A 20,667-nucleotide genomic window follows, 5' to 3' on the forward strand; every position below is an offset into this window, starting at 1 on the left:
TGGAAGAACTCGAACCAGCGGCAGCGCTGGCTGGCGGCGGCACTGTTGGACATCGAACCACGGCTGCGCACCGTGCGCGGATACCGGCATCTCAGAACACTGCGGGACGCCTTGCAACGAGAACTGAGACTGGAGGGTGCCGCCCTGTCGAAGGCGGCGTAAACAACAATGAGCCGTTCAAACTTCAACTAACTTTGGGATTGCGCCCCCGCTGAGCCGCTCTTTACATAGTTGGGGCTGGACGGCTCGGCAGGAGCCTCGCCCTCCCGAAAAACACAATCGTTCATTCTGTTAGACGTTCTTAACACTCGAGTGCCAAAGAGCAGGACACCGGTCGCAATATGACACCCATATCGGATGGAATGAACAAGACACAGGTTGTGACGCGCTTTGCACCCAGCCCGTCCGGCTACATGCACATTGGTAATCTCCGCACAGCACTGTACTCGTACTTGTTGGCCAAATCCCACGGCGGCGTGTTCATACTGCGAATCGAGGACACCGACAGAACGCGACTGGTTGAAAACGCCGTTCAACTCATCTATGAGACCCTGGAACTGGCGGGATTGAAGTACGATGAAGGTCCGGGCATAGGGGGCCCCAACGGCCCTTATGTCCAAAGTGAGCGGAGAGAGATCTACATCGAGTATGCTCAGAAACTGATTGCCTCCGGACACGCGTACTACTGCTTCTGCAACAGCCAGGAAGGTGAGGAAGCGGGTGAGGCGGCCGGCAGTTACGGCTACAGCCGGCGTTGCCGGAACCTATCGGCGGATGAAGTCAGTGAGAAACTCAAGAACGGTATTCCCTATGTCCTTCGCCAGAAGACGCCGCCGGATGGTGTTACCACATTTGATGATATGGTCTTTGGTGCCATTTCCAGAGCGAATGCAGATCTCTCGGATATCGTCCTGATCAAGTCAGATGGTTATCCCACCTACAATTTTGCCCACGTGGTGGACGATCACCTGATGGGCGTGACGCATGTTGTCCGCGGATCGGAATACCTCTCCTCAACTCCGCAATATGTCATTCTATACGATTCGTTCGGCTGGGAACGTCCCCAGTATGTACACCTGCCGTTGATCATGGGCAAAGGCGAGGACGGTACGGTGTCCAAGCTCTCGAAACGGCATGGTGCCGTGAGCTTTCATGATCTGGTTCAGGACGGATTCCTGCCGGAGAGCATCGTCAATTACATCGCCTTGCTGGGATGGAGCCCGAAAGATACCAGCGAGGAGTTCTTTACCCTCGAGGAGCTGGTCCAGAGATTTCGCGTCTCGGGAATCAGCAAGTCGGCGGCCATATTCGATTACGAGAAGCTGCTTTGGTTCAATGGCGTGTACATCCGCAAATTGACGCCCGAACGGTTTCGTGAACTCGCGCTTCCGTATGTCAGGAAGGTTGTCCGTCGAGATATTGGAATTGAGAAGCTGATGCCATTGATTCAGCCGCGCATTGAGAAATTCTCTCAGATTGGGCAACAAGTCGCCTTTCTGGAGACTCTCCCTGTTTTCGACCGCGAGTTCTTCGTAGAAAAGGCGCAGAAAGCGACTATTGAAAGCACCGTGCGCGTATTGCCGGCCGCCATCGCCACGCTCCAGAAAGTCAAGGCATGGAACAACGACACCCTATGGAGCGAACTCAAAACGCTCAGCGTGTCCCTTGGTTTGAATACAGGAGCAGTTATGTGGGCGATCAGGATTGCCATCTCCGGCACGCGCACCACTCCGGGCGGAGCAACAGCGATCCTCGAGATTCTCGGCAAAGCAGAATCATTGCGCCGGCTGCAATTCAGTCTGAACAACGTGAACGCCGGCATGGGATGAGCGTTCGCGCCATTCGACCATGCCCTGCGAAGTCATCGTAGGTCAGGATCCCTGCCTGCGGTGAGCCCTGCCGAACCGCGCTCCTGACCTGTCCTATTCATACATCGCCGATGAGGACCGATCCGACGCCGGGCCCGGATCGGGCGGCTCGTTCCCTTCTCGGTGATCAGGCACTCGACGGGCTGCATCCGGCAATCGCGTCACTGTTCCACTCAATGGAGCGATGGGCGCGGGTGCAGTCGACGCGACTCCGGTAGAAGCCGCCAGGTCAAGCTCGATCCCGCCCCAGAGTCGGGCGCTGAGGTTGTAGGTCAACGCCAGAACGAAGCCGAAGAGAACACCCCCCACCGCGCCGGCAATCCCCCCGAAGATCGGCAGGAGGAATCCCAAAAAACCGATGCCCGCGCCCAGAAGATCGCCCATCCCGGACTGGTCAAAAAGACCGGGATCGATCGGTGCATTCTGGGTCGCCCAGAAGATCAGCCCGATGAGGATCCACTCGATGATCCCAATGACAAAACCACTGATCCCGCCGACCAGGAAGAGCGTCTTCACCAATGAGAAGACGCCGATCCGCTTCACCTCGTATTTCGTCGCCGTCATGTCACCCCCACGCTATGGCCTTTGCCCTCAAGCGATTGCGGTCCTCGAACCGGACCGGTCCCGACCGTGACTTAACAATAGCGGAACCATGCTCCCCTTGGGTACGTAAAAAACCTCGTCAATCAGGTGGAGGAAAATGAAAAACCAACACGAGGGCTCTTCGGAAGCAAGGGAGGCAGTGATGCAATCCGGGCAACATGGCTGGCGACGCGGCTGGCCCATCCTTTTGGCGGCATTGGCCATCGTCGCCCTGGTGATGGCATACGCGACCGTGTCCGGCCACGCGCAGGCCGCAGACACCAAGTGGAAGAATGAACGCGGCTGGCTGGGTGTCTACATCCAGACGATGGACCAGGATCTGGCGGAATCGGAGGGAGTGAAGGACGTCGAAGGCGTCTTTGTCTCCGGCGTGATTGAGGACTCTCCGGCCGACAAGGCCGGGATCAAGAAGGGCGATGTGATCATCCGTTTCGACGGCAAGGACACGCCGACCACGTCCCGTTTGACCCGTCTGATCGAGTGGTCCGACCCCGGCGAGACCAAGGAGATTGTCGTTCTGCGCGGGGGCAAGGAGATGCCGCTGAAGGTCGAAATCACCGCCAACAAGGATCGCGAACGAGAGTTTGAATGGATCACGGAGCCGCCCGATGTCGACATGGAAGTTCCGGAACCGCCGGCGGCACCGCGGGCGTTTACCTTCTCGCTGGGGCAACTGTCCACTTCGCGCATCGGTGTGGCGCTCTATGACCTCTCCGATCAATTGGCCGAGCACTTCGGCGCCAAGGATGGCGGCGCGCTCATCAATGAGGTCGAAAAGGACGGCCCCGCCGACAAGGCCGGACTCCAGGCCGGGGATGTGATCGTGGAGATCGACCACAAGCCGGTCCGCAACACCAATGAAGTCCGCAAGGCGATCCAGAAGAAGGATGACGGCGATATCGCCACCGTGATGGTGATCCGCAGCCCCAGCGAACAGAAGACGGTCGATGTCAAAGTCGAGTCATCGGATACCTGGTCGGGATCCGGCATGCCACGGAGGTTCCATGTGATGCCGGACAACGCCACGATGAAGCTGCGCGATGCGATTCGCGCCCAACGCAGCGCCCGCGATGAAATGATGCAGGACTGGCGCCAGGACTTCCAGGATCAGATGGAAGAACTGCGCGATCAACTACAGGCGTTGCGGCAGGAGCTTAAGAACCTGAAGAAGTAACGAACAACACCATCGGGTCAGGCATTCGTTTCCATCTCCCCCGCACGGGACGGAGTTCGCTCCGTCCCGTTTTTGTCTTCATGATCGGGATGCAGTATCTTATGGGTGTTTGGTGGGGCAGGCACTCCTGCCTGCCTATGATCTTGCGCAGGCAAGAGTGCCTGCGCCACCGAATGATGAATGACTGGGTTGAAGATCACCAAACGTAGGTTGCCTCACTGGTCGCTGCCAGGGAGCACCTATTTCGTGACGTTCCGCGTTGCTGCAGATGACCTGTCGCTGGACGAGATCCAGCTCGTGCTGGACCACCTCAAGGCAGGACAAGAGGGGCGTTACACTCTGATCGCCGCCACGGTCATGCCGGACCATGTGCATCTCCTGATCTGCCCTGAGGAGGGAGCATCATTGGGCCAGACCATGAGAGGGATCAAAGGCGCAAGCGCGCGGAAGATCAATCGCGGGCGCGGGACCAAAGGAAGGGTCTGGCAAGACGAGTCGTGGGATAGGATTGTCCGTGACCAAGATGAGCTCGATGAGAAGCTGGCGTACATGCTCAACAATCCCGTACGCAAAGGACTCGTTGCCGATCCTCGGCAATACCCGGGCTGGTTTCTGAATGCAGACTAAGAAAGCTCTGGTGGGGCAGGCAACCCCTTGCAGATTCCACCAGTATGGTAGGGCGTTGGTGGGGCAGGCACTCCTGGGAGTGTTGAAAAGCTCTGGTGGGGCAGGCACTCCTGCCTGCCCATGATCTTGCGCAGGCAAGAGTGCCTGCGCCACCAACCAAATGAAAGGCCAACAGATGAAACGCCCTCAGAGACTCTTCGCGAGAAGCACTCAGCGCGAATGGCTCACGTGGCTGAAGCGTGGCGCGATGATCTTCGTCGCAGGTATGATCCTCGTCCTGATCCTCTGGAAGGTCCCGGAATGGCAGGTCAACTCTCTGTGGGGCCCGGTATCCCCCGACCGTTTGTTTGAATTGGAGGATAAGGCGCGTGTCACCTTGGCACAGGTTCTCGGCGGATTGGCCATCCTACTCGGCCTATGGGCGACGTGGCGGCGGGTGATCGCCGCCGAAGAGCAAGTCCGAATCGCCCGAGAAGGCCAAATCACCGAGCGCTTCACCCGCGCCATTGAGCAACTCGGCAGCGACAATCTCGCGGTGAAATTGGGTGGCATCTACGCCTTGGAGCGCATCGCCCGCGATTCGGAAAAGGACCACTGGCCGATCATGGATGTGCTGACGGCGTATGTGCGGGAGCATGCACAACTGACGGATGTAGACAAGGCACGTGAGGAGGATAACAAGAAGCTCGACCGCCCATCGTGGGGGGGGGCGCCCCCGCCGTCGCAAGATATCCAAGCGATCTTAACAGTGATCGGGCGGCGCTCTCTGAACCATGATAGAGGAGGACAGTACCGGCTCGACTTCAATAATGTGTACCTTCCGCTCGCACGATTTGCTGGGAACTTCGCCGTAGCCGACTTTCGCCACGCATATCTATGCGCTGCGAATTTCCGAGGGACGGATGTCTCGAATGCGGATTTCACTGGAGCTTGGTTGGAGGATTCGAACTTCCGAAGTGCAAGACTCACCAGTGCCAATCTCCGTACGTCGCTTGGAAACGTCGATTTCCGAGATGGTGCTGATCTCTCGCAGGCGCAAGGGTTGACCAAGAGGCAACTGAAAGAGGCAGAGACGGACGAAACGACCAAGCTGCCAGGGCACATCCCGGACTAGTGAGCCTCACCGGAAGCGTACAAAACCAGAAGGAGTTCCCCCCTCACCTGGGAACTCCTTCAACCCCACTTCGTCAGCGCCCCTTCACCGCGTTTGCTGACGGCCCTGTTACCAGAGCCAAGGTCCAAGACAACAAAGTCCATGCCAACGGCCTCCGAATTGGTCTTGTTGCTGTATCTTGTTGTTCTCCTGATGCTTACACGCCATGACGACGCCCCAATTCGGATCGTGTCCAAGCGACGACAACGCATCGGCTGCGGGCAATGCTGGATTCGCCGCCTCGAAGACCCATAACATCCTGTTGCCAATGGGATTACGACAGACGCAGCCGCTGCGCCACAATGGCGCAGAAAGGCCGGGTTTCCTGCGCACAGTCCCCTGTGCGACTCCCACTCCTTGCCGCATTCTGTCATCGCCGTAACCGAATCCATTGGTCGTGGCTTGGGGCGCGGCAATATTGGGCGCGACGGCGGCAACTTGCAGACGTTGCTCTGCCGTCCTGACGGGAGAATCACCGATGCACACACCGGAAGGACTCGACAAGATCTTCCGCCCCCGGTCGGTGGCGGTGATCGGCGCCACCGCGCGTGCGGGGACGATCGGACAGGTCATCACCCACAACCTGGTCGCCCACGGCTTCACCGGGCCGGTCTTCCCGGTCAATCCCTCCGCCGGTGTGATCCATTCGATCAAGTGCTATCCATCGATTCTCGACGTCCCCGATCCGGTCGATATGGCCGTGATCATCGTCCGCAAGGACCTTGTTCTGTCCACCGTGGAGGATTGCGGCCGTAAGGGCGTGGGCGGCGTGGTCGTGGTCACCGCCGGTTACCGGGAAGTGGGAGAAGAGGGTGCCAGAGACGAACGCGAGCTCTGGGACCGGGCGCAGCACTATGGGATGCGGATGGTCGGCCCCAACTGTTTCGGGGTCTTCAACACCGATCCGGCGGTGTCGTTGAATGCCACATTCTCACGGACCCATCCTCTGGCCGGGGGCGTCGCGTTCATGACCCAGTCGGGTTCTCTGGGGGAGGCGGTGCTCAATCATGCCCGGCGCTTGGGAATCGGTTTTTCGATGTTTGCCTCGGTGGGCAACAAGGCGGACATCTCCGGCACCACCATGCTCAACTACTGGAAGGACGATCCGGCCACGCGGATCATCCTGTTGTACTTGGAGAGTTTCGGCGACACCGCCGCTTTCGCCCAGGTGGCGCGGGAGGTCAGCCGTACGAAACCGATCATCGCGGTCAAGGCCGGCCGGACCGGGGCCGGGGCGCGTGCCACCATGTCGCACACCGGGGCGCTCTCCGGCGGCGATGTCGGCGTCGATGCGCTCTTTGACCATTGCGGCATCCTTCGCGTGGACACGATGGAGGAGATGTTCGACCTGGTCGGGGCGCTCAATGTGCAGCCGCTGCCCAGAGGCAAACGGGTGGCCATTCTGACCAATGCCGGCGGCCCTGCCATTTTGGCCACTGATGCTGCCGCGGCGCTGGGGCTCGATGTCGTGCGGCTGGCGCCGCAGACGGTGGCCACGCTGAAGGCCCATCTCCCACCAGCGGCCGCCACCGGCAATCCGGTCGACATGATCGCCTCGGCGACCAGCGACCAATACCGGATGGCCTTGCGCACCCTCTTCGCCGACCCGAATGTCGACGCCGTCCTGTGCATCTTCATCCCACCGATCATGATCGACGAGCACTCCGTGGCAGAGGCGATCATCGATGCCCACCACGGGATCGACAAGCCGATGGTGGCCTGCATGATGGGTGCCGGCGACCAGTTTGCGGCGGTCCGCAGTCTGAAGGATGCCGGCATCCCCGTCTATACCTTCCCGGAAGAGATGGCGGCGGTGTGCGCCGGGATGGATGCCTGCCGGGATCTGCGCGAGCGCCCAGCCATCATCGCGCCGCCGACCCCGCCTGAGGTCGATCATGCCGCCCGTTCACTCGCCACTTGGGCACGTGAAGGCCAAACACAGATTCCCTCGGGTCAGGCACTGGCCCTGCTGGCGCAATGCGGGATCCCCATCGCCCGTCCCCTCCCGACTCGTGACCAGGCGGAGGCATTGGAGGTGGCACGCACTGTCGGCTATCCGATTGCTCTCAAGCTGGAGGCCGGTGAATTGCTGCACAAGACGGAGATCGGCGCGGTCATCACCGACGTGCGCGACGAACAGGAGCTGGCACGGCATTATCGGACCCTGCAGCAGCGGGCGGGTGAACACCACCTCACCGATGCCCATGTCGTCGTACAGCCGATGGTCACCGGCGGCGTGGAATTGGTGCTGGGCATCGTGCGCGACCCGACCTTCGGACCGATGGTCATGTGCGGGCTGGGGGGAATCCTCGTGGAGGCGGCGCGCGACGTCGTCTTCCGGCTTCCTCCGATCACGCGCGACGTCGCTCGCGAGATGTTGGGACGATTGCACGGAAAGAAGCTCCTCGAAGGGTTTCGTGGCGCGCCACCGGTCGATCTTGAACCGGTCGTGTCCACTCTCGTCACGCTCTCGCACCTCGCGAGTGCTGTTCCCGGACTGGAGGAGCTGGACATCAATCCCTTTGTCGCCCGGCCGGCCGGTGTGCCGTCGTTGGCTGTGGATGCACGCATCGTTCTGACGACAAGCGGATGACAGCAGTCGCGCGGTGCGCGCGAGTGTACGCACCACAACGGCAGAAAACCAGACGTCCCGGGCTTGCGCCCGGGACGTCTGCCAGAAAGGGGGAGAACAACCATCCGTTACTGCTTGTAGGTTTTGTGTGAAGACACTACCTGGGCCATAGAGGGCTGTTCTCCCGAGGGCTTGTGACGCACGACCGTCGAACGGTCGCGCCGGATTCGTTCATTCCCGACCTCCCGGTCGGATCGGCCACAGAACCGCCGTCCCTCCCGGACGAGAGAGGCCGCTGCGCACGCTTGGCATGACAGACAAGGGGCGACTGCTAACACCCACGGCACCAATCTCTCTACTGAGAATACGCTTCAACCACTCGCAACATGCCCGGGATTCCCGGAACTGTCAACAGTTATTTCCGCCGACAGTGGGGGATGTGCGAACGCCAGACCGGGCACAATCGCCTTCGTGACGGCCGACAACAGGGCATGGGGGCTGGACTCAGCACGTGGGCCGCGGTTGACCTCGGAAGACATGGCCGACCAGCAGCACGACGTCCTGGAGTGTGACGTATCCGTCACAATTCAGATCATCGACGCCAGGGGGACAGGCGGGCGGATATCCGCGAAACGCAATGTTCACCAGTTTGACGACATCCAATAGGTTGAAGATCCCGTTGTAGTCGAGATCGCCCAGGGTCGTGAACGGCACCGTGATCGAGCCGTTGATCAGTTGGACCACGGAGATCGTATCCCCCTTCGGATCGACGAAATACGTGCCGATTTCGTTCACGTCCAAAACCACGGTGCGGTCAAGGACCGTGTCGGGGATATCGCAGTTGACTTGGGCGACGACTTTGATCAGGACACCGTTTGTCCAAGGCAGAATCGGCAGGGGCGAGTGATTGCGATCGTAATCGGCCAGCCCGGTCAGACGCAGGTTGGTTCCCCCCGCGGTCCGTGCCTCGGCGTAGTCCCAGTCCTCGATGATGGACCCCTGCACGGACGACGGGACCACGACGGTCGTGCACGGATAGATCGTGTCCAGTGCGGTACAGGCGGAGTCCAGGCAGATGATGCACGTGTCGATCACCGTGTCGGCGATGAACGCCATCAAATCGGGACGCGAGAGGGTTACGGAAATCTGAAATCCCTGAATCGAGTCGGTTCGATTCTGCAGAAAGACCGACACCGGGACCGAAGCCCCCGGTGAGCCGACCGTGTCGGCGAAATCGATGATGATCAGAGTATCCGAGCTTGTGCCTTTGGGCTCGGCGGATACCTGATCCGCGGGTTGGCTCATGATGACCGCGACCGCGAGCACCAGGCTCGCCAGTACCACGTGAGGGACCCGACTGTGGAACATGGGTGGCTCCTTGCGGTTCTGGGACAATTCAGTTTTGCCTTCGGTCACGCGTTCCGCGTCGCACACAACACGTCACGCGGGGCTCCGGTCGAGACACTCAAATCCCGTGCCGAAGAACCCAGCCAAGGCAGTCCCGCGCCTCGCTGACCAACATCTCTCCACGTTCATCGGACTGCCGCACACGCCGCTCAAGCGATCATGAGGTTGTGGGCGGACACAAGTCCGAAAAACCGTGCGCTGTTGTCGCTAAGGCGTCTCCTGTGCAGCTCAGACCCGACGGGCATTCGCCCATACACCAAGAATCTCGGGGCCACTTCTCTCTGCATTACGATGCAGAGACTTGCAGGTAATGGTAATCGGTTGACACTCCGGGCAACCCGCCCGCAGAGGCACCGAACGTAAGTTTACCACTCCCCCCGCGTTCTGTCAAGAAGTATTGGCGCCTCGAATGCGATTCCTCCTGCATCTTAGTCCGTGGCGGGAAGTTATACCGCCCGAGGCAGCGCCAGAAGATGCGCGACGGGTCAGCCAGCAAAAAGTGCTCATCTGTGCCCGCACCGGCCGTTCGTGCCTCAGCGCCGGGGGAATGATTCGGGCCGGCAATGGCGGAGTTCTATTGATCCCTTCTTCAGCACAAGGTCACCGAACAACGCCCCCGCAGCATTAGACAGTCTCGTCTTCCCCTGATCCAGCCACACCGACAACGAATCCCCCAGCGATTGGGGCCTGGCTGCGGTCTCCAAGTTCAAGGGAAGCCGACAGATTCGCCCGCTTTTTCCCGGCACCAAGGCCGTGGCCTTGTGACCCGGCATGAGCGCGGACAGCGCTGTGACCTTGACCGTAAGCCCGTCTGAGCTTCGCGCCTCGACAAGCTCCCAGTCGGCCACCAACCCTCCGGCGATCTTGATCGCGGCCGCATCGGCGGCGACCGGAAGCCGCGGCCGCGACGTTGTATCCGCGGCGTGGCCCTTCTTGGTGGAACGAACAGGCGGAGCGGGAGCGAAACGGACACAATCCGGCCTGTCCCAGCGCAAGAGAGCCTCGATCCCATGGACCGTGTCGGTCGTCGACGCCAACCAGAGATCGACGGCAACTGGGCAGCCCATCGAGTCAACCACGATTCTCGCCTCCAGTTCGGCCTGGGCCTTATTCGGCGTCCGTTGTCCCCCAGCCGGTCTGGCGGCAACAATCACGACAGATCCCAGCAGGCAGGTCCCAATGAACTTGCGGATGATCGTCCTCACGCTCCTCCCTCCCAACAACGGCAATATATGTCAGTCTCCGCTCCAAGACCCATGCAATCGGGAGGCGACGGACTTGCTCTCCGTCCTGGCAATTGCCATTCCCCGACCCGCTCGCTACCTTCCACGGCCGGGGCACACGGCGACGCGCACCTTGGCCATCGGAGGTTTTGGCATGGGCGACTGCTTGGAGAAGCTGGGTCGGCGATTCGAAACGACCGGTGCGCGACTCTGCATCGGACTCGATCCCGATCGGGCGAAGATGCCGGCTATCATGGCACAAGGACCAAGCCCGCTCTTTGAGTTCTGCCGTCGGATCGTCGTCACGACCGCCCCCTATGCCGCCGCGTACAAGCCGAATCTCGCCTTCTTCGAAGCCCAGGGCTCGGATGGGATTGCGCAGTTGGAGGAACTCGTCGCTGAGATCCCAGAGGAGATTCCGGTGATCCTCGACGCCAAGCGCGGCGACATCGGCAACACGGCGGCGATGTACGCGAGATTCGTTTTTGAGCACTTGGATGGGGATGGGACCACAGTGAGCCCATACTTGGGTGGCGACTCGCTGGAGCCGTTTTTTGCCTATCCGGGCAAGCTCCCCTTCGTGCTCTGCCTGACCTCGAATCCCGGCTCTGATGATTTGCAGACGCTTGTGGCCGACCATCGCCCGGTCTTTCAGCATGTCATCGCGCTGGCAGAACGCCACCGCAAACCATTTGGCCTGGTGGTCGGTGCCCGCCACGCGGGGCTATTGCAAGAGGTGCGTCGCTTGGCCCCCATGGCCCCGCTCCTCATCCCGGGCATCGGTGCCCAAGGCGGCGATCTGTATGAATCACTGCGGATTGCGGCGGCCGGTAGGGCACCGGTTCTAATCAATGTCTCGCGGGACATCCTCTATGCCTCCTCCGGCGAGGATTTCGCCGAGGCGGCGGCTGCCAAAGCGCGTTGGTATGCCGAAGAGATGAAGCGGATACTTTCAAGCCGGTAGTTCGGGCAACAGGCGCCATGACTCCGATCGATCTTCCACCCATTCTTACGCCCGAGCAGATGCGCGCCGTCGATGGACGCGCCATCCAGGGGATGGGCATTCCCGGCCTGACGCTGATGGAAGACGCCGGACGCGGCATCGCCACGCGCATCCGCGAACGTCTGTTCGATGGCGAATGCCGGGACAAGAGGATCGGGATCGTCTGCGGACGGGGGAACAACGGCGGCGACGGATTCGTGATCGCCCGTTATCTGGCTGAAGCGGGCGCATCGGTGAGCATCCACCTGCTCGGCTCGATCGAATCACTCTCCGGCGACGCCCGAGTGAACGCGGACCGGGCTATCGCGATGGGCCTGTCGCCGCAGCCGGTGAACGACTCTGAGCAGATCCCCGACTTCACTGCGTTCGACCTTCTGATCGATGCGATTTTCGGCACCGGTTTCTGTGGACCGATTGACGGTGTGGCGGCAGTGGTCGTTGCGGCCATGAACCGCTCCGGTGTGCGGATTGTCGCCGTGGATACACCGTCGGGTCTCGATGGCGCTACCGGCTCGGTCTGCGACCCGACGATCAAGGCCCACACGACCATGACTCTGGCGGCGAGCAAACGCGGCCAATGGCTTTGGCCGGGACGCGGGTATGTCGGACATCTGGAGACGATCGACATCGGCATTCCACCGGAGGCGTTCGCCGCGCAGGGGACTTCTCTGGCGCTGATCACCGAGGTGTTCATTCGGCAGTCGCTGCCGTCACGTCCCCCCGATGGCCACAAAGGGACATTCGGCAAGGCGCTGATCCTCGGCGGCTCGGTCGGGATGTCGGGGGCGGCAGCATTGGCGGCCAATGCCTGCATGCGTGCCGGAGTCGGATTGACCTATGTCGGCGTCCCCGCCTCGCTGGCCGATCTCGTCGACATCAAAGCCACTGAGCCGGTGGTACTGCCGTTGCCCGAAGTGCGTCCGAGACGTGTCTTGGCCCGACGCGGGCTCGGAGAGATCATCAAACATATGGAAACGGTCAATGCGGTCGCGATCGGTCCCGGCCTGTCGCAGCATCATGAGACACAGGAGTTGGTGCGGCGTCTGATTGTGCGTCGCAGCAAACCGACCGTCCTCGACGCCGATGGCCTCAATGCCTGCGCCCGCGATATAGCCGTTCTTGAAACCGCCTGCGACGTGCCGTTGATCATCACACCCCATGTCGGCGAAATGGCGCGCCTGCTGGGCCGGGAAACATCCGACATCGCCGCCGACCGCGAAGCCGCCGCACGTGAGGCCGCCTCACGATTCCATTGCATCGCGGTCATGAAGGGCGCGCCGACCTTCATCGCAGCGCCCGATGGACATGTCTACTTGAATCCCACCGGCAATTCGGGGATGGCCTCGGGCGGTGTCGGCGATGTCCTGACCGGGGTCATCGTCTCATTCCTGGCGCAGGAGTGTGGACCATTGGTCGCCGCGCTTCTCGGCGTCTACATCCACGGCCTCGCGGGTGATTTCGCCGCCGCCGATGTCGGCGAACGTTCGCTCGTCGCCTCGGATCTGATCGAGGCGCTGCCGGAGGTGCTGGGGTATCTGGAATGCGAGTAGGAGAGTGCTCTGTGCCGGTCAGCCCTTCAGGGTGAGTCCTTCAGGATGAACCCTTGGGCTGACCCGCCGAGGCGGGCGGCGTAGCCGCGATGTCCACGAAGTCGACCACACGAAGACGGACCCTACGGGTCCGAGGTCAGCCCAAGGGCTGACCGGCACAACTCTGCGAGATCCGGTAGCGGCGCGATTCATCGCGCCTGGATGTTCACCAGAGCGTGGCCGCGATCTGTGATCGCGGTCCCGCGCCGCGGGACGATGATCGTGGGAGCAAACAGACCGCGATCACAGATCGCGGGCACGCCCGGTCGGACACCGACCGGTGCCTTTCAGCGCACTAACGTCCCGCCTTGCGGGCCAGCTTGGTCAGCGGGCGCTCGTCCTCCAGCGCCTGCTCGAAGAGACGATTGAGGTTGCCCGATATGCGGACGAGCACGAATTCGTCTCGGTCCAGCGCGGCGATGTTCATCTCCCGCACAACCCCTTTGTTGTCTTCGCGGTAATGAATCCAGGTCTGCCCGTCGGGCTCATTGGACTTGACCAGCAGCTCCCAGTCGTCGTCCTGGAGCGTCTCCTGCAGCCGACGGGGAAACAGATCGCGCACGTCACCGATCTTCCCGTCGATGTCATAGACCACGACCTGCAGGCTGCGGATGCACCTTAGGTATTGCCGCGCCTCGCGCACATCTTCATCGTCGTCGGCCAGACCCGCCGCCCAAGACAGCACGCCGATCGACATCGGCCCGAGCGACAGGGAGACATCCCGATGGAAATCCGCTTCGGGGCATGACCAGACGATCTGCTGACCGATGCCTTCCAACTGCCGCGCGCGCATGCACCCGGACAACAACAGGGGCAGAGCTGCCACCACGATCAAGGTGGCCTTTCGGTTTGTGTGCCGCATCACTCACCTCCGCCCGTCAGTGATCCTTCGACTTCGAAGACTTGCGCGACTCGAGGCGCGCGCTGTCGAGCGGCGACAGATGGAAATCGTCGCCCAGTTCCCCGATCCGGTCGAGATCGATGTCGCCGGCGATGTTCACCAAGGCGATCTCATCGTCCTTCTCCAGCGACAGCACGACCAGTCCCACGATGTGGTCGTTCACCGTCTTGACGGCGATGTAGGCGCGTTCCCCCGGCTCGCGAACCTTCACGATCGTCTCCCAACCCTGACTGCCCAGGCGCTTCGAGAGCGCATCGGCTTTCTTCTCGTACTCGTCACCGGGGGCGCTGTCGAGGGGATACACGCGCACGCTGATGCCGGCCAGTTTTTGCACGACGTCCTTTAATCCGGGATCATCGTCGCCGGCGGCACCGGCCAACAGCCGAAGCAGGGAACCTTTGAGCATGATCTCCACCGAGGGCTCCTGACCGCCGGCAATCCCCAGCGCGCTGATGTCGACGTACCCCGGGTGCTTCTCATAGTCCTGCTGCGCATGGGCCGTGGCGGACACGGCGACCAACACCAACGCCGCAGTGGCCATGACTCTAACTCTCATAGTGTTCCTCCTCAAGCTGCAGACGGCTCTGCGAATCGCGATTGCTTTCCTTCTTTTCGATGGTGCGCCGCACCGGCGCCAACAGGCGCGGATCGGGAAGCTCCCGGCGCACCGTCTTCTCGGTGCGGCGGGCGACGTCACTGACGATGGCCAGTGCCCACTTGACTTCGGCCCGGGCCACCGCCATCTCCTCGGCACTCAATCGCGGCGGCGCCGCCGATTGGTAGCGTCCGATGATGGCGGTCGCCGCCACCAGCGCCACCGCAACGGCGCCGATCAGCGCCGGCCGCAAGAGGCGTCCAGCCCACAGGCGACGCCAAAACGACGGCTCAGGCCCGATCCGCCGTCCGACCTCGACGACCACCGCGTCGGGACAGCTCAGCACCGGGAGGTCGTGCAAGGCATCGAGTGTCCGTTGGGCCAGCGCCAATTCCGCCGTGCATTCCGCGCAGTCGGAAAGATGTGCCGCGATGGCCCCGGCTTCGGCGGACGGCAGCTCGCAATCGACATACGGATCGAGGCGATCGCGCACCCAGGCGCAGCGTGTTTGTTGATCAGAGAGTACCATGGGCGTATTCCTCTTTCAGCAACTCGCGTAAGCGACGCCGCCCCCGGTGCAGATAGACCTTCACCGTATTGAGCGGCAACGCCAGCGCGTCGGCAATCTCGGCGTAGCTGAGCGTTTCGATCTCGCGCAGAATGACAATGGAACGGTACGGTTCCTCGATCTCGTGTAATGCTGTTTCCACCTGCTTACGGAATTCCTGACGCTCCAAGATCGCGTCGGGATCATCGGCCACGGGGGAGGGATTGACCGGGCAATCGTCGCTGTGGTTGGCGGCAAAAGCGGTGCGCGTCTGGCGCCGACGATGCACATCGAGACAGGCGTTGCGCGCCACCCGGATCAACCAGGGAACCGTGTGCCCATCCGACAACGTCGGCCAATGTTGCCACAACCGCACCAGAACCTCCTGCGTGACATCCTCGGCTTCTTCGCGGCTGCCCAAGCTGTAGTAGGCGAAACTATAGATCCGATCCCGCCATGCTTCCGCCATCGCCTGGAAGCCGCTCATCACCTTCAAAACGGCCGGGTACGGGAAAGGTTACACGTGGACGTGTTTGAGTCGAACAACAGAGCAAGGGGACGAAGATAACCTCTCCCACCGGGAGAGGTCGCACGCCGTCGGCGGGCGGGTGAGGGAAGATCCCCTAGACAAACCCCGTCGGAGGCCCACCGCTCACGACGTCTCTTGGGGGGCAACCCTGAATCACCACGTATCCCCGCCCGAAGGCGGCGGCCACAGACCCAGCATCCGGCGCACGGTCACGATCTGCCCGACATGGTACGAATTGTGCTGTGCCAGGGCGATGAGTTGCTCGACCGTGGTGCGCTTGGTCTTCGTTCTAATGATGCGCGCCAGATCGGTCGTCTTCGCGAATCGCTGCGCTGTCTTCAAACCGTTGGCGAAATGGGCTACCAGGTCGGCCCACTCGGCAACGGCATCGCGTGCCGGCGGCATCGGCGGCCATCCGTCGGCCGCGGACTTGGGATAGGGTGGTGCTTCGCCACGCAATCGCGCCAGCATGATGTCCTGCCAAAAGACCATGTGGGCCAGTTGCTCCCAGATCGTGGCCAGTCCCCGCCGGGGACGCTGGCGCGCCTGCGCCGCCGTCAGCGCTTCGAGGGCAATCAACGGCTTAACATGGGCGTGCTCGCCCCGGAGCGATTTGACCAAGGCGATGCGGATTCGATCGGGCATACGAAGCGTCCTTTCCGCCAAGTGAGGACAGGGGGCTTTCAGCCCCCTGCATCATCTACCATCCCTTCGCCGCGCGCAGACGTGTGATCGATGCCACATGACTCTCGCCGTGATGCGAGTAGATGCGCAGGAAATCGTCGAGGATCATGTCGCCGTGCTCGGGATGAAAAGCCGGGCGCCGCCATGCGTCCGCCGGCAATGCGGCTAACAAAGTGCTCCAGCGCTGGTGCAGACCGTTGATGATCGCCAGCGATGGGTCAATCGGAACCTGCAGCACATCCGGGAGTTTGGCCCACTCTTCTTGATTGTACGGCTTGATCTGCGGCTTCTCCTCGGTGAGGATGAGTTTGATCCGCCCAAAGGCCACCATGTGCGAGTCGGCCACATGGTGCACCACCTGCCGCACCGTCCATTTCCCCTCACCATAGGGCGTGTCGAGCTGCTGATCGTTCAGCCCCTTTACGGCCGCTTCCAGAATTTCCGGCAGCCGCCGGATACAGGCAATCATTTCCTGGCGTTCTTGTGCTGTGAGCATCGCCCGGATCGTTCCTTTCATGGTTGACAGTGCGGATCTAACCTCTCCCTCCGGGAGAGGTCGATCCGTCCGGAGGACGGATCGGGTGAGGGAGTCTTCCCTGCGTTCATTCTGTCAGATGTTCTTGGTGGGGCAGACACTCCTGTCTGCCCATGAATTATGCGCAGGCAGGAATGCCTGCGCCACCAACGTCACTGAGGACAGGGATCCCTCTCTTCGCTCGGGATCTTCGACTTTCAGCCCCCCGCATCCTCTACCATCCCTTCGCCGCGCGCAAGCCCACGATCTGCGCGACATGTTTGTCGCCATGGTCGGCGTATAGCACGAGCAGATCATCAATCGTCATCTCGCCGCGACGGGCATGCACCGACCCCCGTTGCCAGGCATCCGCAGGCAGCATAGCCCAAAGCCCGCACCAGCGTTCATGCAGAGCGCGAATGATCCCCAATGAGGGAGCAATCGGGGCCAGGCGGGCATCCGGGAGCTCGGTCCATTTCACCTGGTCATACATCGGCAGCGCCGGCTTGTCCTCGGTCAACGCGATCTTGACCCGCGCAAACGCCATCAGGTGCGCCTCGGCCACATGGTGCACCACCTGCCGCACCGTCCATTTCCCCTCGCCGTATGACGTATCGAGCTGCTGATCGTTCAGCCCCTTGACGGCGGCTTCGAGCATCTCCGGCAGCTTGCGCATCCGCGCGATCATGTCCTGGCGTTCTTGGGTGGTGAGCATGCGTGTCCACCTCTTCATTTGGAGTGCGGGTCAGCCCTTGGGCTGACCTGGGGCCGTAAGGCCCCTGTTTTTGATCTCGAACCAAGTGCCGACGGTCGGCAGCCGTCAATTGCGAATCGTTGCAGATCGTCGCTGTGCGACGAAGGTCAGCCCGAGGGCTGACCCGCACCTCAATCGCGTAGACCGCATAATCGAGGGGGCCATGACACCGTTTCTAGAACGGAAACCCTCCCGGATGGAGAACGTACTGGTGGTCACGGCTCCGTACGGAATTCAACCGTTGGACGCCCATCTTCGTAGAACTCCGGTAGCAGCTCCAAATCTGTCACGATGATCTTACTCATCTCCTCACTGGAAGGCAGTCGCCACATGGTTATGAGGTACAATGTTCTTGGCCCCGATGCTCCTACGGGAAACTCGGTTATCTCCTTCGCTTGAATTGCCAATCCAATCCGCTGTCCTTCCTTGTGGGCCGTCTCTACCATCTCCTTCGCGATACCTACAGCGGCAGTCATCAGATCGTGTCTCGCCACATCCGAGAGCCTCAGCAGCCGAAGAGCTTTATCCTTGAGGCCTGAGGCAGCCTTATGGAGCGTGGGGTTAACTGACGACCATACACTAGCAACAAAACTCTCGTAATCAGAGAACCCCTTCACTTCCGCTTGATCGCCCGACGTGACCACCAAGATCAGTCGAAGACGACTTGGGTCAACCAGGCGCTGCCAGATATTGTTCGCAGTCTTGCTGTCCACCCTCATAATCAAGTCCGACATTTCAGATCCCTCCTCTCCCGCTCGCGGGGGTGGCCATGACCTTAGTCACGGTCTATCAGAGTCATCGCGCGGCCCGACGGACGCTGATTGAAGCTGATCCACTCGCAGCGGCACATCGTCTCCCTCCCCCGCGCGGGCGCGGGCCAGACGGCACTGACCATATTATAGTCTATCGCACGGCGGCGGGCAATTCCCTCACCCCTTCGGCTCCGCTCAGGACAAGCCGCTCCGATCCGCCGCGGCGGATCGGAGCGACCTCTCCCGGAGGGAGAGGTAACCAATCACAATGTGTCTTCGGGAGGGCGAGCATCCCGGCGAGCCGTCTTTTCGTTTCGTATGTGAAAGAGCGGCTCGGCAGGAGCCTCGCCCTCCCATGGATAGCCAATACCACTCCTACCCCAAAAACGGGTACCGCCAATCCCGGGGCGGGACGAAGGTCTCCTTCACCGCGCGGGGGGAGAGCCAACGCAACAGGTTGATCATGCTCCCGGCCTTGTCATTGGTGCCGGAGGCGCGGGCGCCGCCGAACGGTTGCTGCCCGACCACCGCGCCGGTCGGTTTGTCATTGATGTAGAAGTTACCGGCGGTGTAGGTCAATGCGCGGGCCATCTTGGCGATGGCATAGCGGTCCTGCGCGAAGACCGCGCCGGTCAGGGCATACGGCGAGGCGACGTCGCACTGCGCCAGCGTGTCATCGAGCTTGTTGTCGGGATAGACAAAGATCGTCAACACCGGGCCGAAGATCTCCTCGCAGATCAGCTTGAACTTCGGATTGGTCGTCTGCACCACGGTGGGGGTGATGAAGTAGCCGACCGAATCGTCGCATTGGCCGCCGAAGATGACCTTGGCATCGCCCGATGACTTCGCGAAGTCGATGTACCCCTTGATCGAGTCGAACGCCGCCTTGTCGATCACGGCATTGATGAAGTTGCCGAAGTCGGCGGGGTCGCCCATCTTCATCTGCGCCAGTTCATCGCCCATGCGTTCCTTGACCTTCGGCCAGAGCGATTCGGGGATGTAGGCGCGCGAGGCGGCCGAGCATTTCTGCCCCTGATACTCGAAGGCGCCGCGCAACAGCGCGACAACCAGCGCCTCAACGTCTGCGGAGGGATGCGCGAACACGAAGTCTTTGCCGCCGGTCTCGCCGACAATTCGTGGATAGGAGCGATAGTGGGCGATGTTAGTGCCGATCCGCTTCCACATCGCCTGGAAGACCGAGGTCGAGCCGGTGAAGTGCACGCCCGCCAATTCGGGAGAGTCGACCGCCGGATCGCCGACCTCGCCACCCGAGCCGGGGACGAAATTGATCACGCCGGGCGGCAAACCCGCCTCTTTGAACATCTGCATCAGCCAATACGCCGAGTACACCGCGCTCGACGCGGGCTTCCACAGCGCGACATTCCCCATCAACACCGGCGCGGTGGGGAGATTCCCCGCAATCGACGTGAAGTTGAACGGCGTCACCGCAAAAACGAAACCCTCCAGCGGCCGATGCTCGACATAGTCCCAGATTCCCGGCGCGGAATTCGGCTGTTGGGCATAGATCTGGCGCGCATAGAACGGATTGAAGCGGTAGAAGTCGATCAACTCACAGGCCGAGTCGATCTCGGCCTGGAAGGGATTCTTGCTCTGGCCGTTCATGGTGGCGGCGTTGAGAATCTGCCGGTATGGCCCCGCCAGCAGATCGGCCGCCTTGAGCATGATCGCGGCGCGGTGCTCCCAATCGAGCGCCGCCCAGGCGGGTTGCACGGCTTTCGCGGCCGCAATGGCCCGCTGCACATGCTCACGCGACGCCTTGTGATACCGTGCCAGCAAGTGGCCATGCTGGTGCGGCATGCGGCAGTCGGCCATCTGGCCGCTTCGGACTTCTTCGCCGCCGATCACCAACGGAATCTCGATCTGCATGCGGCGCTGCCGTTCGATCTCCTTCTGCAATTCGGCCCGTTCGGGAGAACCGGGGGCATACGATTTCACCGGTTCATTCTTCGGCTCAGGGACTTGGATGATGGCATTCAGCATGATCGTTGACCTCGTTTGAACGATGACTGATCCTTCCAGTCCGCTCAAGATACGATCCCGACCTCGCCGCGCGCAAAAGTTCGGCGCCCGCGCCTGTCAAAGAACGGAGGTGCGAATGCTGTCCACGATTAACGGACAGACTTTCGAAGAGAGCCCTCACCCGATCTGCCT

At 61.4% G+C, this 20,667-nt stretch carries 19 protein-coding genes; 7 read left to right on the forward strand and 12 right to left on the reverse strand.

Annotation, left to right across the window (positions count from 1 at the left end; genetic code table 11):
* Positions 1-362: 362 nt before the first annotated feature.
* A complete protein-coding gene (gltX, locus tag AB1792_08960) occupies positions 363-1,829 on the forward strand; it encodes a glutamate--tRNA ligase (protein ID MEW5702343.1) in 1,467 nt (488 codons plus the stop codon).
* 93 nt (positions 1,830-1,922) lie between these two features.
* Here the strand turns inward: gltX and AB1792_08965 are convergent, their stop codons facing one another.
* The gene (locus AB1792_08965) at positions 1,923-2,432 is read right to left on the reverse strand and encodes a hypothetical protein (protein MEW5702344.1); all 510 of its coding nucleotides are present in this window, start codon (positions 2,430-2,432) and stop codon (positions 1,923-1,925) included.
* Between the two features lie 181 nt (positions 2,433-2,613).
* Between AB1792_08965 and AB1792_08970 the strand changes: the two genes are divergently transcribed.
* The 4 genes from AB1792_08970 (at position 2,614) to AB1792_08985 (ending at position 8,018) form a co-directional block, all read left to right on the forward strand.
* Positions 2,614-3,645 carry a PDZ domain-containing protein gene (locus AB1792_08970; GenBank protein ID MEW5702345.1) on the forward strand — a complete coding sequence of 344 codons (1,032 nt, stop codon included), beginning with the start codon at positions 2,614-2,616 and terminating at the stop codon, positions 3,643-3,645.
* A 180-nt stretch (positions 3,646-3,825) separates the two neighbouring features.
* Positions 3,826-4,272: a transposase gene (locus tag AB1792_08975; protein MEW5702346.1), complete on the forward strand. Its 447-nt coding sequence runs from the start codon at positions 3,826-3,828 to the stop codon at positions 4,270-4,272.
* A 247-nt stretch (positions 4,273-4,519) separates the two neighbouring features.
* A complete protein-coding gene (locus AB1792_08980; GenBank protein MEW5702347.1) occupies positions 4,520-5,386 on the forward strand; it encodes a pentapeptide repeat-containing protein in 867 nt (288 codons plus the stop codon).
* A 517-nt stretch (positions 5,387-5,903) separates the two neighbouring features.
* The gene (locus AB1792_08985; GenBank protein MEW5702348.1) at positions 5,904-8,018 is read left to right on the forward strand and encodes an acetate--CoA ligase family protein; all 2,115 of its coding nucleotides are present in this window, start codon (positions 5,904-5,906) and stop codon (positions 8,016-8,018) included.
* Between the two features lie 483 nt (positions 8,019-8,501).
* Here AB1792_08985 and AB1792_08990 read toward each other — a convergent pair whose 3' ends face one another.
* Both AB1792_08990 and AB1792_08995 read right to left on the reverse strand, forming a co-directional pair.
* The gene (locus tag AB1792_08990; GenBank protein MEW5702349.1) at positions 8,502-9,365 is read right to left on the reverse strand and encodes a hypothetical protein; all 864 of its coding nucleotides are present in this window, start codon (positions 9,363-9,365) and stop codon (positions 8,502-8,504) included.
* Between the two features lie 572 nt (positions 9,366-9,937).
* Positions 9,938-10,609, reverse strand: coding sequence for a hypothetical protein (locus AB1792_08995; protein MEW5702350.1), 672 nt, complete (start codon positions 10,607-10,609; stop codon positions 9,938-9,940).
* A 172-nt stretch (positions 10,610-10,781) separates the two neighbouring features.
* Here AB1792_08995 and pyrF point away from each other — a divergent pair, with 172 nt between their 5' ends.
* Together pyrF and AB1792_09005 are read left to right on the forward strand one after the other, a co-directional pair.
* Positions 10,782-11,591, forward strand: a complete 810-nt coding sequence (gene pyrF, locus AB1792_09000) for an orotidine-5'-phosphate decarboxylase (protein MEW5702351.1) — start codon at positions 10,782-10,784, stop codon at positions 11,589-11,591.
* A gap of 17 nt (positions 11,592-11,608) precedes the next feature.
* Entirely contained in the window at positions 11,609-13,180 is a 1,572-nt protein-coding gene (locus tag AB1792_09005) for an NAD(P)H-hydrate dehydratase (GenBank protein MEW5702352.1), read from the forward strand.
* Positions 13,181-13,514: 334 nt separating this feature from the next.
* On the opposite strand, the gene AB1792_09010 is transcribed toward AB1792_09005, so the two are convergent.
* The 9 genes from AB1792_09010 to pruA form a co-directional block, all read right to left on the reverse strand.
* A complete protein-coding gene (locus AB1792_09010; GenBank protein MEW5702353.1) occupies positions 13,515-14,081 on the reverse strand; it encodes a DUF4252 domain-containing protein in 567 nt (188 codons plus the stop codon).
* A gap of 16 nt (positions 14,082-14,097) precedes the next feature.
* Positions 14,098-14,676, reverse strand: a complete 579-nt coding sequence (locus AB1792_09015) for a DUF4252 domain-containing protein (protein MEW5702354.1) — start codon at positions 14,674-14,676, stop codon at positions 14,098-14,100.
* Complete coding sequence (locus AB1792_09020; GenBank protein MEW5702355.1) at positions 14,666-15,244, reverse strand: zf-HC2 domain-containing protein; 579 nt, start codon at positions 15,242-15,244, stop codon at positions 14,666-14,668. Before AB1792_09020 ends, AB1792_09015 begins: the two co-directional genes overlap by 11 nt.
* Positions 15,231-15,749 (reverse strand): sigma-70 family RNA polymerase sigma factor, encoded by a 519-nt coding sequence (locus AB1792_09025; GenBank protein MEW5702356.1) that lies wholly within the window; start codon positions 15,747-15,749, stop codon positions 15,231-15,233. Before AB1792_09025 ends, AB1792_09020 begins: the two co-directional genes overlap by 14 nt.
* 195 nt (positions 15,750-15,944) lie before the next feature.
* Positions 15,945-16,436, reverse strand: a complete 492-nt coding sequence (locus AB1792_09030) for a DinB family protein (GenBank protein MEW5702357.1) — start codon at positions 16,434-16,436, stop codon at positions 15,945-15,947.
* Between the two features lie 55 nt (positions 16,437-16,491).
* Positions 16,492-16,971, reverse strand: a complete 480-nt coding sequence (locus tag AB1792_09035; protein MEW5702358.1) for a YfiT family bacillithiol transferase — start codon at positions 16,969-16,971, stop codon at positions 16,492-16,494.
* A 253-nt stretch (positions 16,972-17,224) separates the two neighbouring features.
* Positions 17,225-17,704 (reverse strand): YfiT family bacillithiol transferase, encoded by a 480-nt coding sequence (locus AB1792_09040; GenBank protein MEW5702359.1) that lies wholly within the window; start codon positions 17,702-17,704, stop codon positions 17,225-17,227.
* A 254-nt stretch (positions 17,705-17,958) separates the two neighbouring features.
* A complete protein-coding gene (locus tag AB1792_09045; GenBank protein MEW5702360.1) occupies positions 17,959-18,477 on the reverse strand; it encodes a hypothetical protein in 519 nt (172 codons plus the stop codon).
* A 393-nt stretch (positions 18,478-18,870) separates the two neighbouring features.
* On the reverse strand, positions 18,871-20,496 hold the full coding sequence (gene pruA / locus AB1792_09050) for an L-glutamate gamma-semialdehyde dehydrogenase (GenBank protein ID MEW5702361.1): 1,626 nt from the start codon (positions 20,494-20,496) through the stop codon (positions 18,871-18,873).
* Positions 20,497-20,667: the final 171 nt, after the last annotated feature.

The sequence above is a fragment of the Candidatus Zixiibacteriota bacterium genome, assembly GCA_040752595.1.
Lineage (GTDB): Bacteria > Zixibacteria > MSB-5A5 > WJJR01 > WJJR01 > JACQFV01.

What these genes read in the sequence shown, in the direction of transcription:
- gltX (MEW5702343.1), top strand. Translation starts at nt 363, where the DNA reads ATGAACAAGACACAGGTTGTGACGCGCTTTGCACCCAGCCCGTCCGGC.
- AB1792_08965 (MEW5702344.1), bottom strand. Translation starts at nt 2,432, where the DNA reads ATGACGGCGACGAAATACGAGGTGAAGCGGATCGGCGTCTTCTCATTG.
- AB1792_08970 (MEW5702345.1), top strand. Translation starts at nt 2,614, where the DNA reads ATGCAATCCGGGCAACATGGCTGGCGACGCGGCTGGCCCATCCTTTTG.
- AB1792_08975 (MEW5702346.1), top strand. Translation starts at nt 3,826, where the DNA reads ATGACTGGGTTGAAGATCACCAAACGTAGGTTGCCTCACTGGTCGCTG.
- AB1792_08980 (MEW5702347.1), top strand. Translation starts at nt 4,520, where the DNA reads ATGATCTTCGTCGCAGGTATGATCCTCGTCCTGATCCTCTGGAAGGTC.
- AB1792_08985 (MEW5702348.1), top strand. Translation starts at nt 5,904, where the DNA reads ATGCACACACCGGAAGGACTCGACAAGATCTTCCGCCCCCGGTCGGTG.
- AB1792_08990 (MEW5702349.1), bottom strand. Translation starts at nt 9,365, where the DNA reads ATGTTCCACAGTCGGGTCCCTCACGTGGTACTGGCGAGCCTGGTGCTC.
- pyrF (MEW5702351.1), top strand. Translation starts at nt 10,782, where the DNA reads ATGGGCGACTGCTTGGAGAAGCTGGGTCGGCGATTCGAAACGACCGGT.
- AB1792_09005 (MEW5702352.1), top strand. Translation starts at nt 11,609, where the DNA reads ATGACTCCGATCGATCTTCCACCCATTCTTACGCCCGAGCAGATGCGC.
- AB1792_09010 (MEW5702353.1), bottom strand. Translation starts at nt 14,081, where the DNA reads ATGCGGCACACAAACCGAAAGGCCACCTTGATCGTGGTGGCAGCTCTG.
- AB1792_09015 (MEW5702354.1), bottom strand. Translation starts at nt 14,676, where the DNA reads ATGAGAGTTAGAGTCATGGCCACTGCGGCGTTGGTGTTGGTCGCCGTG.
- AB1792_09020 (MEW5702355.1), bottom strand. Translation starts at nt 15,244, where the DNA reads ATGGTACTCTCTGATCAACAAACACGCTGCGCCTGGGTGCGCGATCGC.
- AB1792_09025 (MEW5702356.1), bottom strand. Translation starts at nt 15,749, where the DNA reads ATGAGCGGCTTCCAGGCGATGGCGGAAGCATGGCGGGATCGGATCTAT.
- AB1792_09030 (MEW5702357.1), bottom strand. Translation starts at nt 16,436, where the DNA reads ATGCCCGATCGAATCCGCATCGCCTTGGTCAAATCGCTCCGGGGCGAG.
- AB1792_09035 (MEW5702358.1), bottom strand. Translation starts at nt 16,971, where the DNA reads ATGCTCACAGCACAAGAACGCCAGGAAATGATTGCCTGTATCCGGCGG.
- AB1792_09040 (MEW5702359.1), bottom strand. Translation starts at nt 17,704, where the DNA reads ATGCTCACCACCCAAGAACGCCAGGACATGATCGCGCGGATGCGCAAG.
- AB1792_09045 (MEW5702360.1), bottom strand. Translation starts at nt 18,477, where the DNA reads ATGTCGGACTTGATTATGAGGGTGGACAGCAAGACTGCGAACAATATC.
- pruA (MEW5702361.1), bottom strand. Translation starts at nt 20,496, where the DNA reads ATGCTGAATGCCATCATCCAAGTCCCTGAGCCGAAGAATGAACCGGTG.